Annotated in this window: 10 protein-coding genes; 6 read left to right on the top strand and 4 right to left on the bottom strand. The window is 68.3% G+C overall.

The genetic code is table 11. The annotated features are described in order from the left end of the window. Positions 1–5: 5 nt before the first annotated feature. The 4 genes from glgX (at position 6) to truD (ending at position 6598) form a co-directional block, all read left to right on the top strand. Positions 6–2246, top strand: coding sequence for a glycogen debranching protein GlgX (gene glgX / locus FHS28_RS08220; protein WP_246409734.1), 2241 nt, complete (start codon positions 6–8; stop codon positions 2244–2246). Positions 2247–2331: 85 nt separating this feature from the next. Then, positions 2332–3855 (top strand): 4-alpha-glucanotransferase, encoded by a 1524-nt coding sequence (malQ, locus tag FHS28_RS08215; protein WP_088450238.1) that lies wholly within the window; start codon positions 2332–2334, stop codon positions 3853–3855. Between the two features lie 280 nt (positions 3856–4135). After that, entirely contained in the window at positions 4136–5338 is a 1203-nt protein-coding gene (locus FHS28_RS08210) for a cation:proton antiporter (protein ID WP_088450236.1), read from the top strand. Between the two features lie 216 nt (positions 5339–5554). Continuing rightward, on the top strand, positions 5555–6598 hold the full coding sequence (gene truD, locus FHS28_RS08205; protein ID WP_088450665.1) for a tRNA pseudouridine(13) synthase TruD: 1044 nt from the start codon (positions 5555–5557) through the stop codon (positions 6596–6598). A gap of 147 nt (positions 6599–6745) precedes the next feature. Here truD and FHS28_RS08200 read toward each other — a convergent pair whose 3' ends face one another. After that, positions 6746–7231 (bottom strand): hypothetical protein, encoded by a 486-nt coding sequence (locus FHS28_RS08200; protein WP_088450234.1) that lies wholly within the window; start codon positions 7229–7231, stop codon positions 6746–6748. Between the two features lie 214 nt (positions 7232–7445). Here FHS28_RS08200 and FHS28_RS08195 point away from each other — a divergent pair, with 214 nt between their 5' ends. Beyond that, complete coding sequence (locus tag FHS28_RS08195; RefSeq protein ID WP_088450231.1) at positions 7446–8666, top strand: porin; 1221 nt, start codon at positions 7446–7448, stop codon at positions 8664–8666. Here the strand turns inward: FHS28_RS08195 and FHS28_RS08190 are convergent, their stop codons facing one another. The 3 genes from FHS28_RS08190 to FHS28_RS08180 form a co-directional block, all read right to left on the bottom strand. Next, the gene (locus FHS28_RS08190; protein WP_088450229.1) at positions 8667–8957 is read right to left on the bottom strand and encodes a hypothetical protein; all 291 of its coding nucleotides are present in this window, start codon (positions 8955–8957) and stop codon (positions 8667–8669) included. A 102-nt stretch (positions 8958–9059) separates the two neighbouring features. After that, positions 9060–11075, bottom strand: a complete 2016-nt coding sequence (locus FHS28_RS08185; RefSeq protein WP_088450227.1) for a glycoside hydrolase family 13 protein — start codon at positions 11073–11075, stop codon at positions 9060–9062. Positions 11076–11084: 9 nt separating this feature from the next. After that, the gene (locus FHS28_RS08180; RefSeq protein ID WP_184294389.1) at positions 11085–12938 is read right to left on the bottom strand and encodes an alpha-amylase family glycosyl hydrolase; all 1854 of its coding nucleotides are present in this window, start codon (positions 12936–12938) and stop codon (positions 11085–11087) included. A gap of 240 nt (positions 12939–13178) precedes the next feature. Between FHS28_RS08180 and FHS28_RS08175 the strand changes: the two genes are divergently transcribed. Then, positions 13179–16091, top strand: a complete 2913-nt coding sequence (locus FHS28_RS08175) for an alpha-1,6-glucosidase domain-containing protein (protein WP_088450223.1) — start codon at positions 13179–13181, stop codon at positions 16089–16091. Positions 16092–16253 lie beyond the last annotated feature (162 nt).

Raw genomic sequence — 16253 nt, 5'->3', positions numbered from 1 at the left:
CGATGATGACCAAGACCCTTCCTCTCCAGCCCGGACGGCATGAGCCGCTTGGCGCCCATGTCCGCGACGGCGGGGTGAACTTCGCGGTCTTCTCGGCGCACGCGTGGCGGGTCGAGGTCTGCCTCTATGACGACGCCGGGCAGCGCGAGCTGGCCCGCTATCCGCTGCAGGGACCGGTGGACGGCATCTGGTCGGGTTTCCTGCCCGGTGCACGAGCGGGCCTCGTCTACGGCTTGCGCGCACATGGTCCGCATGCGCCGCAGGAAGGTCACCGCTTCAATGCCAGCAAGCTGCTGCTGGATCCGTATGCCCGCGAGATCGTGGGCCAGTTCAGCTGGCAGGCCGAACATCACGGCTATCCGCTGGGACATCCCGACGGCCCGATGATTCTGGACGCGCGGGATAACGGTGCGATCGCATTGAAGGCCCGCGTGGCGCCGCCGAGTGGCAGGGCCGTCCGTGCCGGTACGGACGCGGATACGGATGCTGATGCTGGTGCTGGTGCTGGTGCTGGTGCTGGTGCTGGTGCTGGTGCTGGGATCTCCGCCGCTGCCGCTGCCACTTCCACCACCGCGCTGACGCTCGACCCGCGCGCCAATGCCCCCCGCCACGCGCCGGAATCGGTCGTGCTGTACGAGGTGCATGTGAAGGGCTTTTCCATGCGTCATCCGGACATCCCGGAGGCGCTGCGCGGCAGCTATGCGGGCCTGGCCCATCCGGCGGCCATTGCGCATTTCAAGCGCCTGGGAGTGACGACGCTGTCGCTGCTGCCGGTGCAATACACCATCGATGAGCCCCATCTGGCCCACACCGGCCTGCGCAACTACTGGGGCTACAACACGCTGGGCTTTTTCTGCCCGGACCCGCGCCTGGCCAGCAGCGCCGTGCGGCACGACCCCACCGCTGTGGCGCAGGAGTTCCGCGCGATGGTGCGCGACTTGCATGACGCCGGCCTGGAGGTGGTGCTCGATGTGGTCTACAACCACACGCCCGAGGGCAACGAATACGGCCCCACGCTCTCACTGCGCGGACTGGACCAAAAAAGCTACTACCGCCTGCAGCCGGACGACCCGTCCAAGCTGGAGAACCTCACCGCCTGCGGCAACACGGTCCGGGTGCAGCATCCGCGGGTGACCCAGCTGGTGCTGGATTCGCTGCGCTACTGGGTGGCGGAGATGGGCGTGGACGGATTCCGCTTCGACCTGGCACCGGTGCTGGGGCGCACCGATTGCGGCCACGATCCTCAGGCGGCCTTCTACACCGCGCTGCGGCAGGATCCGCTGCTGTCCCAGGTCCATCTGATTGCAGAGCCCTGGGATGCCGGGCCGCAGGGTTATCAGCTGGGACAGTTCCCGGGCCGCTTCATGGAATGGAACGACAAGTTCCGGGACGGCGTGCGCGGTTACTGGCTGGGGCACGGCCCCGACGGCGGGCCGGTGAACCGCGGCGCGCTCGCGAGGCGCTTCACCGCCTCCAGCGATGTCTTCCAGCAGGGGCAGCGATCGCCGCTGGCGTCGGTCAACTTCCTGGCGGTGCATGACGGCTACACCCTGGCCGATCTGGTGAGCTACTCCCACAAGCACAACGAGGCCAACGGCGAGGACAACCGCGACGGCCGCGACGGCGAGCTCTGCCACAACTTCGGCGCCGAAGGCCCGACCGACGATCCTCAGATTCGCGACACCCGTCGCCGTGTGCAGCGGGCGCTGCTGGCCACGCTGCTGCTGTCGCAGGGCACGCCCATGCTGTACGCGGGCGACGAGATCGGCAACAGTCAGGGCGGCAACAACAACGCCTACTGCCAGGACAACGACATCGGCTGGCTGAACTGGGAGGGCGCCGATCTGGCGCTGGCCGGATTTGTCGGCGAGGTATTGCGCTGCCGGCGTGAACATCCGCTGCTGCGTCACGGACGCTGGTTCAGCAGTGGGGGCGACGAGGCGGTAAGCCTGCGCTGGTTCCATCCCTCCGGCCGTGACATGCGCCAGGAGGACTGGCACGACGGCGGCTCCCATGCGCTGGCCGTGCGGCTGAGCGACGGCTCCGAAGACCTGCTGCTGCTGTTCAATCCATCGCCCTGCGATCATCCGTTCCAGCTGCCGCCGACGACCATGGGCCGCAGCCGGCAGGCCTGGTCCCTGCGGATCGACAGCAGCGAGGTGACACCGCCCGGGCGGGTGGCGTCGCTGTCCCTGTCTGTGCCGGCACGGGCCTTGATGCTGCTGGCGGCGGAGGCGCCGGTCTGAACCTGCGCACCGGACCTGCACAGACCCTCCATACCCCCCATCCTTTCGAACGCACAACACCCTTCCGAGACATCGCGAGACCGCCATGAGCATCGACCTGAACCAGCGCCACTCCGGCGTGCTGCTGCACATCACCTCCCTGCCGGGGCCGCACGGCATCGGCGACTTCGGTCCCGAGTCCCGTCACTTCGTGGATTGGCTGCAAGCCGCTGGCCAGACCCTGTGGCAGTGGCTGCCCAGCACGCCGATCGGCCCGGGCGAGAGCCCTTACCAGGGCGTGTCGGCCTTTGCCGGCAGCCAGTGGATGGTGGCGCTGGAGCCGCTGGTGGCGCAGGGCTGGCTGGACACGCCGGAGCTGCCGGCCGGCGGCTTTGCCTCACAGCGGGTGGACTTTGGCCAGGTGCTGCCGTGGCGAGAGCGGCAACTGCGCGCAGCGGCCGCGGGATTCTTCAGCAAGGCCACGCCGGAGCAGCGTGACGCCTATGCCGCCTGGTGCGACAGCCAGGCGCACTGGCTGCCCGACTACGCCCTGTTCATGGCCATCCGCTCGCCGCGCAACGGTCAGCCCTGGTGGGAATGGCCGCGCGACCTGGCCGCCCGGGAGCCGAAGGCCCTGGCCAGCGCCCGGGAGCAATACGCCGACGAGATCGCCTTCTGGCAATTCGTGCAGTGGTGCTTCGACGTGCAGTGCGGCGAGCTGAAGCGTTATGCGAACGAGCGCGGCGTCTTCATCATGGGCGACCTGCCGATCTTCGTTGCGCATGACAGCGCCGACTGCTGGGCCCGCCCGGATCTGTATGAACTGGACGATCAGTTCCAGACGACCGTGGTGGCCGGCGTGCCGCCCGATGCACTGTCGGCCACCGGCCAGCGCTGGGGCAATCCGCTGTACCGCTGGGACAAGATGGCCCACGAACACTTCGACTGGTGGACGGCGCGGGTGAAGCGGGCGCTGGTGAATGCGGATGTCTTCCGCATCGACCACTTCCGCGGATTCGCGGCGTACTACGAGATTCCGGGCAGCAGCCCGGACGCGACCCAGGGCCGCTGGATGACCGGACCGGGCAAGGCGCTGTTCGATGCCATCGCCAAGCAGCTGGGCGAGATTCCGGTGGTGGCGGAGGACCTGGGCTTCATCACGCCAGACGTGCACGAGCTGCGCGATGCGCTGGGGTACCCCGGCATGAAGATTTTGCAGTTCGGATTTGGCGGCGACGGCACCCACGAGTTCCTGCCGCAGAACTGGCCGCGTGCGGCCGTGGCCTACACCGGCACCCACGACAACGACACGGTGCGGGGCTGGTGGAACCAGGCCAGCCCGCGCGAGCGGGCCTTTGCCGGCACCTATCTGGCCTGCGGGGACCACGACATCCACTGGGCGATGATCCGGGCCTGCGCCAATTCGGTGGCCAACCTGGCGGTGTATCCGATGCAGGACGTGCTGGGCCTGGGCAGCGAGCACCGCATGAACGTGCCTGGCATCCTGGGCGGCAACTGGGGCTGGCGCTTCACCTGGGACATGGTGGGCAGTGAGCCGGGGCGGGTGCTGGGGCTGATCAGCGCGGCGGCGGGGCGTGCGCCGATTGGGCTGGCCCACCTGCCCGAGTAACTGATCGAGTCCTGGCTCGAGTCATTCACGGTTCGAGTCACCGTAGCCCGGCCGGCGTGAAACGCTGAGTCGGGCGCGGAGCATTCGGTCACTCGGTCAGTCGGTCAGCCGGTCAGCCGGTCAGCCGGGCAGCCGGTCAGCCGGGCAGCCGGGCAGCCGGGCAGCCGGGCAGCCGGGCAGCCGGGCACGCGCGCATTCGGGCATTCCCTCGGACGGCGGCCAGACAACGTTGTCAAAATCGGCAAAAAATGAGCTGACACCCAGCGCCGCCGGAGACACCATGGGCACCACCGAGCTATTCCTGATCGCGCTGGCGGTCACCCTGGCCGTTCCGTATCTCATCTGGCGGCTGGGCGGCACCGATCAGTTCGCACCGCTGGTGGTGGTGCAGATCCTCACCGGTGTCCTGCTGGGCCCGGGCCTGCTGGGCGGCGTCTTTCCAGAGGCCTTCCAGGCGCTGTTCAAGCCGGACGTGGTGCAGGCGCTCAACGGCGTCTCGTGGTGGGCGGTGATCCTCTTCGTCTGGCTGGCCGGCATGGAGCTGGACCTGGGCAAAGCCTGGGCGCACCGCGTGGAGAGCGGCATCACCGCCGGGCTGGCGCTGGGCGTGCCGATGGTTTTTGGCGCACTGGCCGCGCTGGTGCTGCTGGGTCTGGGCGACCAGTGGATGGGCGCCGCCGCGCAGCGCTGGCAGTTCGTCGTCGGCGTGGGCATGTCCTGCGCGGTGACGGCGCTGCCAATCCTCATCCTGCTGATGGAAAAGCTGGACATCCTGCGCCAGCCCATGGGGCAGCGCATTCTGCGCTACGCCAGCCTGGACGATCTCGCCATCTGGACGGTGCTGGCCGTCATCCTGATGGACTGGGAGCGGGTGGGGAGGCAGTTGCTCTTCCTGCTGGCCTTCGGCGTGGCGACGGTGCTGATGCGCCGGCTGATGCGCATGCTCAGCCGTGCCGACCGCTGGATGGCCGGCCTGGTCTGGCTGGTGCTGTGCGCCTTCGGTGCGGACTGGTGCGGCCTGCACTACATGGTCGGCGCCTTCCTGGCCGGGGTGGTGATGGATGCCGAATGGTTTGAAGAAGCGGAGCGCGATGCCCTGCGCCACCACGTGCTGCTGGTACTGATGCCCATCTACTTCCTCAGCTCCGGGCTGCGCACCCGCTGGGGCGTGGAGGGCGGGCTGGTGTTTGCGGCTGCGGGGTTGCTGCTGGTGGCCTCGGTGTCCGGCAAGCTGCTCGGTGTGCAGGCGGCAGGGCGACTGCTGCGCTGGGGGCCGGGCGAGGCCTCCATCATCGGATGGTTGCTGCAGACCAAGGCGCTGATCATGATCATCTTTGCCAATGTGCTGCTGGACAAGCAGATCATCTCCGGCGAAACCTTCACCGCGCTGCTGCTCATGGCGGTGGCGTCCACGGTATTGACCATGCCGATGGTCGCATCGCGGCTGGCGCGCATCAAGGCGCTGGTGCTGCGGGCGAGTTAGCGGACAGAGCGGGGGCGAATCGAGCCCAGGGAGGGGCGCTGTCCACTCGACGACACCCACCCCGCGACGGGTATATCGGGGCGCGGATCGAGTGGAGGCGGATCGAGGACAATCCGCGATTTGCTGCCCTTGCGTTGAACGCCGCCTCGTTTGCGCCTGGACGGCGCCTCCGTGCGCATCGCTCCGCTGCCCGCGCCCCCGTCCCCGCTCCTGCCCATGACCGACACCTCCTACCTCCGCCTGCCGCAATGGCCGCATGCCTATCCGGCCAGCGGCGCGACCGCCACGCTCAAGCTTCACAACGAAGACTTCAACGTCACCGAACTGGCTCTGCAACTGCCCTCCGGGGCCGGTGAGCATGTGTGGATCGAGGTGGAGAAGAACGGGGCCAACACCGCCTTCGTCGCCCAGCAACTGGCCGCCGCGGCCGGCGTGCTGGACAAGGACGTGGGCTATGCCGGTCTCAAGGACCGGTACGCCATCACCCGCCAGTGGTTCAGCATCTATCTGCCCAAGGGCGAGACGCCGGACCTGACCCAGCTGCAGCATCCCGAATTCAAGGTGCTGAGCCAAAGCCGCCATGTGAAGAAGCTGCGTCCCGGCGACCTGCTGGGCAACCGCTTCCGCATCGTGCTGCGGGACCTGAAGGGCGACCGGGAAGCGGTGGAGGCCAACCTCAAGGCCGCAGCCTCGCAAGGGGTGCCCAACTACTTCGGCGCGCAGCGATTCGGTCATGAAGGCGGCAACGTCGAACAGGGCCGGTTGATGCTGGCCCGCGAGATCCGGGTGCGCAATCCGAAGAAGAAGGGCATCTACTTGTCGGCCGTGCGGTCCTTCCTGTTCAACGAAGTGCTGGCACTGCGCATCGAGCAAGGGCTCTGGGGGCAGGCGCTGCCGGGCGACGTGATGGACGAAGCCGGCCGCCCGACAGGTCCGATGTGGGGCCGTGGCCGTGTCAGCACCACCGAGCAGGCGCAGGCGCTGGAGAACGGCGTGGCGGAGCGCCATGCCTTGCTTTGCGATGGCCTGGAGCATGCCGGCCTGGAGCAGGAGCGTCGCTCGCTGGTGGCGCTGCCGGGTGACATGACCTGGGAGTGGCGAAAGGACGACTCACAGGGCGACTCACAGGGCGAACAGCTGGTGCTCAGCTTCACACTGCCCCCGGGCAACTATGCGACGTCCCTGCTGAGCGAACTGCTGACGACCCAGGAACCGGAGCGCCAGACGGAGGGCGAGGGCGAGCCGGTGGTGTTCGAGTAAGAGCGCCCAACCCGCCACGGCGAAGCGGCGGGCGTGTGGCTGGGCGCTTCATCCGCTCGGCTGCTCACCCGCTCACCCGCTCACCCGCTCTGCGACTCAACTGCTCACCGCTCAACTGCTCACCGCGGAACTGTTCCGCGCCCCCGTTCAGCGAGCCATCGCGCCTGCGTGTGCCATCGCCGCAGCATTGCTCACTGCCGTCACCAGCACCGCGGCGGTGGCCGTCCAGGGCAGGCCCACACGTGCCTGCGCCAGCAGCTCGCGGGTGTTGTCTGCGGGGGTGCTTTCTTCCAGCGGACGGATGGTCAGGTGCTCGTCCGCACGGGCCAGCGCCAGATCTTCTTCCGACATGCCGACGAACACCTGCGCGAAGGCCTGGCTGATGGCATCCAGCGCCGCCTCGGTGGCACGGCGCCAGCGCTTGACCATGGCGCAATCCGCCCGGGAGGCGCTGGCGGGAATCGTCCAGCGGGCGTCTCCGCCAGTGATGGCGGAGCAGGCGTGGAAGACGTCGATCACGCCCTGGGGACCTCCCAGCCGGGCGTCCAGCACCTGACGGGCGATGGTGCGGGCCAGATCCCGCTCGTGATAGGGGACCGGCACCCGGTCCAGGATGACTTCATATTTGCGCATGTGGCGTTCCTCTCTGCTTGCGTCTGAGGTGAAAGAATACTGGATGGATATCCAGTCTTTCAATCACCATTCGTCGGGTGCTGCCACCACTTGTCAGCAGCTTTCAGCGCAGGGACTCACCCAGATGGCGGGGACGTGTCCCCGTCATTGGTGGCGTGGGTGAACCGCCAGCACGGGTCTGTGGAAGACCCGGCGTGAAGCGGACCATGGGCGGATGAAGTTCCTGCCGTTCCCCCTGCTCGCCGGGCGCCCGTACGCCTCTTTCAGACGTCGCACCGTGGGCGCCACCCCGGGCACCGCCTGCATCCTGGTGGGCTGCGCCTTGCAGCTGTTCAGTCCGACTACGCAGGCGCAGGAGGACGGCGTCGCCGCCGCCCCAGCCCGCGCTGCGAACACGCAGACGTCGCATCAGGGCGAGACCACCGACCTCACCCTCTACGGCCGCCTCAACGTCGCCGCCGAATCGGTCAGCGGGGGGGGCCACGGACGCCAGTCGCGGCTGAGCAACTACCGGTCGGTGCTCGGCTTCAAGGGCCAGGAATCGCTCGGCGACGATCTGCGCGTCGTGTGGCAGATCGAAGGCTCGGTGCTGGTGGACAGCGGCGGCGGCACCAGTCTCGCCAACCGCGACACCCGCCTGGGGCTCAGCGGCCCCTGGGGCACCGCCTTCGCGGGGGTGTGGACCTTGCCGTACAACGCCGCCACCTCCGGCTTCGACCCTTTCTATCCGACCACCGCCGGCTATATGGCGTTGATCAGCAATGGCTCGGCGTCCATTGCCAGCAATGTCAGCGACACGACTTCATTCGACCGGCGTCAGCAGAACGTGGTGCAGTACTGGACGCCGACCTGGGCCGGATGGTCCGGCAAGCTGGCCTATTCCCCCGGGGAAGACCGTTCGGCGCTCACCGGCGCCCGGCCGTCGCTCTGGTCCGGCTCGGCCACGTATGTGAGCGGCGCCTTCACCGCCGTGCTGGCCCATGAACTGCATCGCCACTTCCAGACCGCGGACAGCACCGACCGCGGCTGGAAGCTGGGCGCCAGCTGGACCTGGGGAGACACCCGCTTGGCCGGACTTGTGGAGCGGCTCGACTACGGCACCGCCAGCGGCCGTCTGCGGCGCGATGCTCTGTATGTGTCGCTGGTGCACAAGTGGCAGGCCTTCAGTCTGATGGGCGGGCTGACGGTGGCCGGTGACGGCAAGGGACCGTCCACCGACCGCATCGGCGCCGTGCGCAGCGGCGACGAGACCGGTGCAGCACAGGTCACCGTCGGCGCGGATTACGCGCTGTCCCGCCGCACCTCGATATTCGCCATGGCCAGCCGCATCCGCAATGACGATGCGGCGTCCTACGACTTTGCGATCAACAGCCCGGGAGCCACGCCGGGCTCCCATCCCACACTGCTGTCGGTGGGGATGCGTCACAGCTTTTGATCAGTCCTGCGGGGCGCCCGGGTCGAAGTTCTCATCAAGGCTGAAGTCGCCATCCCGCATGGCGGCGATGGTCGCCTGTGCCTGCGTCAGATACCGCTGCGGCACGCGGATGCAGGCGCCGCCCACGGCGATCGCCAGCAGCGAATGGGCCTGCACCAGGTTGGTGTCGCCGGCTTCGGCCGGAATGCCGGCCGCGGCCAGGCAGCCACACAGCATGTGGGCCTCCGTGGGCGTGAGGTCTCGCGCGGCGATCACAAGATCGCCATCGGTGTCGTCGAAGCTCGGTGGCACGATCTCTCCTGTCTGCCGTGGTCGTGACCAGTGTAGGCCGGGACGGCAGGCCGCCATTCCCCCCGTGGGAGGGAAGCGGTCAGCCGCTCGCGCAGCGTCCGCTCAGGACACCACCAGAAGGAGCGCCGTTTTGCCGGGCACGTCCAGGTCGGTGCCCAGCAGGAAGGTGCGCCCGCTCATCACCTCCTGCGCCAGCTCGCCCGGACGCACCATGTCGCGGAAGCGGTCCAGGGCCAGCCGCTGCGATTCGCTGCGCTTGTTCATCACCAGCATCAGGCGGCGTTGCCGGCCGGTGGTGTCACCCGGCGCATAGCGGAACAGCACGTGCGTGCCGTCCAGCGGTGCATACTGCATCAGCCCGCCCTCATGGACCAGCCGCTCGTGTTTGCGCCAGTTCAGCAGGCGCTTGAGGAAGGCCTGGGCTTCGCGTTGTGCATCGCTGAGTCCTTCACCGGTCACCGCATTGACGCGGTCGCCGACCCAGCCGCCGGGGAAATCGGCGCGCACCGCCCCATCGTCGCGATGCCGCGGGCTGGTCAGCAGCACCTCCGAGCCATACAGGAATTGCGGGATGCGGCGAATGAAAGCCAGCCAGGTCCACGCCATGCGAGTCAGCGCCACGTCTTCGTGGAGCACGCTGAACAGGCGAGGGGTGTCGTGATTGCCTTCAAACAGCACCAGCTGGTCCGGACGCGGATAGACGAAGTCATGCGCCAGGGTTTCGTAGAGGCGCATCAGGCCGCCGTCGTGCGTGTCAGCATCGGTCAGACCGGCCAGCAGCGCGCCGTACAGCGGGAAGTCCATCAGGCTGGGCAGCGAGGAGACATACCCGTCATGGTTGTGCTTGCCCGCCTGCCAGTAGGCCACCACTGCCGGATGCGGGCTCCATTCCTCGCCGACGATGTTCAGCGCTGGATATTCCTCCCGCAGCCGCGCGGACCAGGCGGTGAGGAAGGCCGGGTCGGAGTAGCTGTAGGTGTCCGTCCGGATGCCGGCGAGATCGGCGTCCTCGATCCACCAGAGAGTCATCTGCGTCAGGTAGGTCGCCACCAGCGGCTGACGCTGATTGAGGTCGGGCATGGTGCGGGTGAACCAGCCGTCGGAGAAGCGCTGACGGTCGCTGGGTGCGGCGTAGGGGTCCTGCAGCGAGATCCGCGCATGGTGGGTCTCGGTGTAGGTCGACCACTGATTGACCCAGTCCTGGGTGGGCAGGTCCTTCATCCACCAGTGCTCACTGCCGATGTGGTTGAGCACGATGTCCTGGATCCAGCCCACTCCCAGGTCGGCGGCTTCCTTCACCACGGTGAGAAAGTCCTGGTGGCTGCCAAAGCGCGGGTCGATGCGATAGAAGTCGGTCGCCGCATAGCCGTGGTAGCTGTAGCGCGGACTGTTGTTCTCCACCAGCGGCGTGGGCCAGATCATGGTGAAGCCCATCTCCGCGATGTAGCGCAGGTGGCGACGAAGGCCGGCGAGGTCGCCGCCGTGGCGTGCGTCCGGATGGCCGCGGTCGACGCCTTCCTTCATGCCCGGCACCTGGTCGTTTCCAGGGTCGCCGTTGGCGAAGCGGTCCGGCACGACGAGGTAAATGGCATCGGCGGGGCCGAAGCTCTTGCGGTTGCGCGAGCCGGGGCGGCGCGCCTTCAGCGGATAGCGGTGCTTCAGCACGAGCTCGTTGCCGCGCCGGAGCTCCAGGGTCAGGTCGGTGGCTGCGGCCTGAGGGCTGATCTCCAGGTCGAGGAAGAGATAGTTGGAGCTGTCGCCGCGGTGGACGCGGCGCAACGCGACTCCCGGAGTGGGCGCCAGTGTGGCCTCCAGGGCGGCAATGCCGCTGCCGTGCAGCAGCACCTGCAGGTCCGGCTGGGCCATGCCCACCCACCAGTGCGGCGGCTCCACGCGGTCCAGATGGAAGCCGGCCGCGGCTGTGGCGCCCGGCACACTTGTCTCGCCGGTAGCACTCGTTGCGGATGCGGCGCCGTCGCCGGGCACGATGGGCGACGCGCTGGCAGCGTCGCCGCTGACGGAGGCGCCGCTGGAAGAGGAGGTGTTCGTCATGGCAGGGGAGGCCAGGGCGGCCGAAAATCCGGAGAGGGCGGTGAGCAGGAAGGGGCGGCGTTGCATGGCGCCGCTTCAACGCAGGCGATAGACCTGCACGGACAGCGGGGGCAGCATGAGGTCGAGCTGAGCGTTGTTGACGCTGTTGGAAGCGCGGGCGGAGCGCGCGCTTGTTGCTGCGTCTGCCTGAACGGAGGAAGGCATGGACGACGAAGCGGACGCAGACTCGGTGGCGGCCGCTGGTGCGACGACGGCGGTGGCCGACATCACCGATGCGGCGCCCGACATCCCGCCCGTCATACCCTCCGTCCTACCGCCCACGGCCGACGCTGCCGGATAGAGCTGCCGCAGCACCATCTCCGACGACACCGGCAAGGCCAGCCGGGCCGCCGTCTCACCGTAATTGATCGCCACCAGCGTGCGCTCGCCTTGCCACTCGCGCTGGAAGGCCAGGACCTGACCCTGCGCGACTGGCGCCTCGTAGCTGCCACGCGCCAGCGACGGCTGCCCATTGCGCAAGGCCAGCATCGCCCGATAAAAGTGCAGCAGGGACGCTGGATCCGCTTCCTGCGCCTGCGCATTGTGGGAAGCGCGGTTGGGCGACAGCGGTCGGAACGGCTGGCCCCGAGTGAAGCCGCCCTCCGCCGTCCAGCTCATCGGCGCCCGCAGCGGCTGATCCCCCGGCAGCTCGGTGAGTCCGGCCTGCCCGATCTCTTCGCCGTAGTAGATGAACGGCGTCCCCGGCAACAGCAGATAGGTGGCTGCGGCCAGCCGATAGCGCCGCTCATCGCCGCCGAACTGATCCCAGGCCCGCTGGCCGGCGAAGATATCGTGGTTGCTGAGCATCGTGGCCATCGACAGCGGCGCCTGGGTGAACCAACTCGCGACCTTGGCGACCGCCGCTTCCGATGCCTCGTGATCGCCTTTCGCCGCGGTGATGATGGCGCGTTCCAGGCCGAAGGCGAAGGCGCTGCCGCAGATCTCCGGCTGTGCGTACACCGTCGGCTCGGCGGTGGCCTCGCACACCACATGGCGGCGGGGGTAGGACTTGATCAGCCGGGTGAAGGCGCCGGTCAGCACGCGGCTTTCCGGCTGGTCGTTCCAGTCCCTGGCATTGTTCTCGATCAGGTGCGGTACGGCGTCGAGCCGGTAGCCGTCCAACCCGCGGTTGAGCCAGAAACGCAGGCTGTCTTCGTGATAGCGCACTACGGCCGGATTGCGCATGTTGAAGTCGGGCATGTCCTGGCCAAAGGTGGCGAAGTAGCGTGAGCGTGTCCGGGCGCCTTCGGGCAGGTGCCACGGCGTCTGATCAAAGATGGTCCAGGCCTGCAGGTCCTTCAAGGGCGCATCCGACCAGACAAACCAGTCGCGCCACGGGCTGTCGGGCTTGGACTGCGCCGCCGTGAACAACGGATGCTGCCGCGCGCTGTGATTGAGGATGTAGTCCATCACCACGCCGATGCCGCGGCGATGCGCTTCGCGGATCAGCGTGTCGAAGTCTTCCAGCGTGCCGTACTGCGGCTCGATGCGGCGGTAGTCAACGGTCGCATAACCATGGTCATGATCGGCACTGGCCTGGATCGGCATCAGCCACAGACCCTTCACACCCAGCGCCTGCAGATAGTCCAGCCGGCGGATGAGTCCGCGCAGGTCGCCGATGCCGTCGCCGTCGCTGTCCTGGTAGCCGCGGACGAAGATCTCCATGAAGGCGCCGTGCTCCCAGCCGTCCGGCAGGGGGCTGGGCTGCATCCGGGCGGGCACGGGGCTGAGATCCACCGGTGGCGTCGGGGGTGTCGGCGGCTTGGCAGCCCAGGCGCCACTGGTGAGGGCCAGCAGGACTGCCGCGGCGGCCTTCGGCAGCGCAGCGCGCGCAGGGGCGGTCAGGGGGGCGAGCCAGTGGCGCGCAAAGGCCTTCGAGGCAGTGATCACAGTCCAGTCTCCATCCAGTCTTGTAGCAAAAGTACGGGAATTCGAGGGCGGTGCGCTCGGCGCTGTTCCCCCACCGTTCGTCGTCCTTGCCGGTTTCTCCCAGCAGCATAGGGTGAATGACGTCGCCTGAAAACCCGGTCGGTCCCGGCGATGTAGTTTTGCTACCATCGCCCGGGCGTTTGGCGTTCCGGAATCTCTGCCACCGATGATGCAGAGGCCGATGCTTCGATTGGAGACTTCATGCGAGTGTGTGTTCCGCGGCCCGTTCAGGGTAGCCCGCGTCTGTGGACGCTTGTTGCCGGTTGCCTGGCGATCGCCGGCGCGACTCTGGCGACGGCTTCCGTCGCTGCCGACGCCCAGGCGACGCAGCGCCTCCGCTCCCTTGCCCCCGCAGGCATCGAAGCCTGCGAGGGTCCGCTCGCGACTGTCCTCAGCACCGAAACGCCGGGTGTCACTGCGCTCCATGCGGCGGGCGCGCCCGCCCGAGCGGTGTGGCTGGATGAGGGCCGGTTGCGCTGGCCGGGTCTGAATCTCGAGCCGGGTCAGCGACTGCGGCTGCATCACGCCCCTGCGGGGACGCTGTCGCTCGATCCGAAGACCGGACGGCTATCGGGAGCAGACACCGTGATGGCGCTTGCGCCCACTCGGGCGCCGCTGACCGCAGACGTGCTCACGGCAACCGCCTATCTTGGCCCGGGTGCCGAAGGGGCGCTGCCTGGCGACGTTTCGCGCGCGCGGCGTCAGACGCTGCTGCAGGGCCAGTTGTTGTTGGCGCTTGAAGATGCTGACGGGCGTGTGCTGCAAGCCACCGCCGTCCAGCCCGCCCGCGCACTGGATGCGCTGTATGCGGCGGCGGCGGTTGAACCCGGGCTCGGCGTCACGGTGCGCCACCGTGCGTCCGTTGGTTCGATCGCCGGTGCAGCCTCCGCTTCGGGCGCCAGAGCTTCGGCGACCCAGGCACCCGCCGGCTTCAAACTCTGGGCTCCCACCGCCCGACAGGTCTCCGTCTGTCTCTACCCGGGACCCCAGGCCGCTGCAGTGAAGCATCAGCCGATGCGCCGTGATCCTCGCACAGGCGTCTGGTCCGCCCGCATGCCGCAGTTGCATGCCGGCCAGTATTACCAATACCTCGTGGACGTCTTCGTGCCTGGCACCGGCTGGGTCCGCAACCGCGTCACCGACCCTTATTCCGTCAGCCTGTCGGCCGACTCTCGCCGCAGCTATGTGGCCGACCTGTCAGACCCTTCGTTGTCCCCCGCCGGCTGGCGCCATCATCCGGCCCCAGCGCCAGCCCAGTCGTCCACCGACATGGTGCTGTACGAGCTGCATGTCCGGGACTTCTCCCGCGATGACCCCTCCGTGCCCCCCAACCTCCGTGGCAAGTACCTGGCCTTTACCCAGGACGAGTCCCTGGGCATGCGCCATCTGCGCGCACTGGCTGCGGCCGGCCTGACCGACATCCACCTGCTGCCCATCTTTGACCTGGCCACCGTGCCGGAGCAGCGCTGCACCGTACCCGAGGTGCCCACCGCCGCGCCGGACAGCGATCAGCAGCAGGCGGCCGTGTCCGCCGTGGCGGGCAGCGACTGTTTCAACTGGGGCTATGACCCCTTCCACTACAACGCACCGGAAGGCAGCTTCGCCACCGATGCCGACGACGGTGCCGTGCGCATCCGCGAAGTCCGCGCGATGGTGATGGCCCTGAACCGCGCAGGACTGCGGGTGGGCATGGATGTGGTCTACAACCACACCTCGTCCGCCGGTCAGCATCCGCAGTCGGTGCTGGACCGCATCGTGCCGATGTACTACCACCGGCTCGACCGCCAGGGCCGCGTGGAGCGCTCCACCTGCTGCGACAACACCGCCACCGAGCACCGCATGATGGGCCGGCTGCTGGTGGACTCGGTGGTCCTGTGGGCGCAGGCTTACGGGATGCACTCCTTCCGCTTCGACCTGATGGGGCACCAGCCGCGAGCGGTGATGGAGCGGCTGCAGGCGCGCCTGCGACAGACCCTGGGCCACGATGTGCCGCTGATTGGCGAAGGCTGGAATTTTGGTGAAGTGGCCAACGGCGCGCGATTTGTGCAGGCGTCGCAGCTGTCGCTCAACGGCACCGGCATCGGCACCTTCAGCGACCGCGGGCGGGACGCCGTGCGGGGCGGCGCGGCCGGTGACGATGCCGCGGCCTCGCGCGCGCACCCGGGTTTCATTGTGGCCGCACCGGTGGGCGATGCGCCGCGCCAGGCCGAATGGCTGCGCCAGGCGGACCTGCTGCGCCTGGCGCTGGCCGGCACGCTGCGCAGCTATCGGTTCGAGAACCTCGATGGCCAGCAGCGCAGCGGTGCGCAGATGCCCTATGGCGACCAGCCGGCGGGATACGCGTCGATGCCGGGAGAGACCGTCAACTATGTGGAGAACCACGACAACCAGACGCTGTTCGATGCACTGGTGCTCAAGCTGCCGACCACCACCCGCCCCGAGGACCGGGCCCGGGTGCAGATCCTGGCGCTGGGCATCAACGCGCTGAGCCAGGGGGTCGCCTATTTCCATGCGGGGGGCGAACTGCTGCGGTCCAAGTCGATGGACCGCAACAGCTATGACTCCGGCGACTGGTTCAATTCGCTGGACTGGCGCGGTCAGGACAACGGCTTTGGTCGTGGCCTGCCGCCCAAGGCCGACAACGGCGGCGACTATCCGCTGCTCCGGCCGCTGCTGGCCGATGCCACCCTCCGACCATCCCCGGCCGTCATTGACTGGACGAATCGGGCGTTTCTGGATCTGCTGCGCATCCGTGCCAGCACCCCGCTGCTGCGGCTGAGCCGTGCGGAGGAGGTGCAGCAGCGGCTGCAGTTCTACAACACCGGTCCCGGTCAGCTGGCCGGGTTGGTGGTGGGACGGCTGGATGGGACCGGCCGGGCGGATGCGGGCTTTGATCGGATCCTCTACCTGATCAATGCACGCGAAGACGCGGTGAGCCTCGCCCTGCCTTCGGAGGCGGGACACGACTGGCGCCTGCATCCGGTGCAGGCGGCGACGTCCGCAGCCGACCGGGTGGTGGCGACGCAGGCGGCCGCAGACACCGCGACGGGGCGGTTCACCGTACCGGCGCGCAGTGTGGCGGTCTTCGTGGTGGCACGGCAGGCCGCGCGCTGAAGGGGATGCGAGCGCATGCCGCTTCACGTCGGCGCCTGAGGCGTCTGCGCCTGATGCCGCATCTGCCGCTGGGCCGCCAAGCGGCGCCTGTCGACCTCCAGCAGCGCCTTGCCAGGCCGCGTCCTCATGTCGCAGCGCAGCATGGCCGCGACGTCCCCGTCC

Origin of the sequence: Roseateles terrae (assembly GCF_014192155.1) — a bacterium.
Taxonomy (GTDB): domain Bacteria; phylum Pseudomonadota; class Gammaproteobacteria; order Burkholderiales; family Burkholderiaceae_C; genus Roseateles; species Roseateles terrae.
This window is presented reverse-complemented; position numbering and strand designations above follow the sequence as displayed.

Excerpts from the sequence above, each read along its gene's own strand:
- glgX (WP_246409734.1), top strand. The coding sequence starts at position 6 with ATGACCAAGACCCTTCCTCTCCAGCCCGGACGGCATGAGCCGCTTGGC.
- malQ (WP_088450238.1), top strand. The coding sequence starts at position 2,332 with ATGAGCATCGACCTGAACCAGCGCCACTCCGGCGTGCTGCTGCACATC.
- FHS28_RS08210 (WP_088450236.1), top strand. The coding sequence starts at position 4,136 with ATGGGCACCACCGAGCTATTCCTGATCGCGCTGGCGGTCACCCTGGCC.
- truD (WP_088450665.1), top strand. The coding sequence starts at position 5,555 with ATGACCGACACCTCCTACCTCCGCCTGCCGCAATGGCCGCATGCCTAT.
- FHS28_RS08200 (WP_088450234.1), bottom strand. The coding sequence starts at position 7,231 with ATGCGCAAATATGAAGTCATCCTGGACCGGGTGCCGGTCCCCTATCAC.
- FHS28_RS08195 (WP_088450231.1), top strand. The coding sequence starts at position 7,446 with ATGAAGTTCCTGCCGTTCCCCCTGCTCGCCGGGCGCCCGTACGCCTCT.
- FHS28_RS08185 (WP_088450227.1), bottom strand. The coding sequence starts at position 11,075 with ATGCAACGCCGCCCCTTCCTGCTCACCGCCCTCTCCGGATTTTCGGCC.
- FHS28_RS08175 (WP_088450223.1), top strand. The coding sequence starts at position 13,179 with ATGCGAGTGTGTGTTCCGCGGCCCGTTCAGGGTAGCCCGCGTCTGTGG.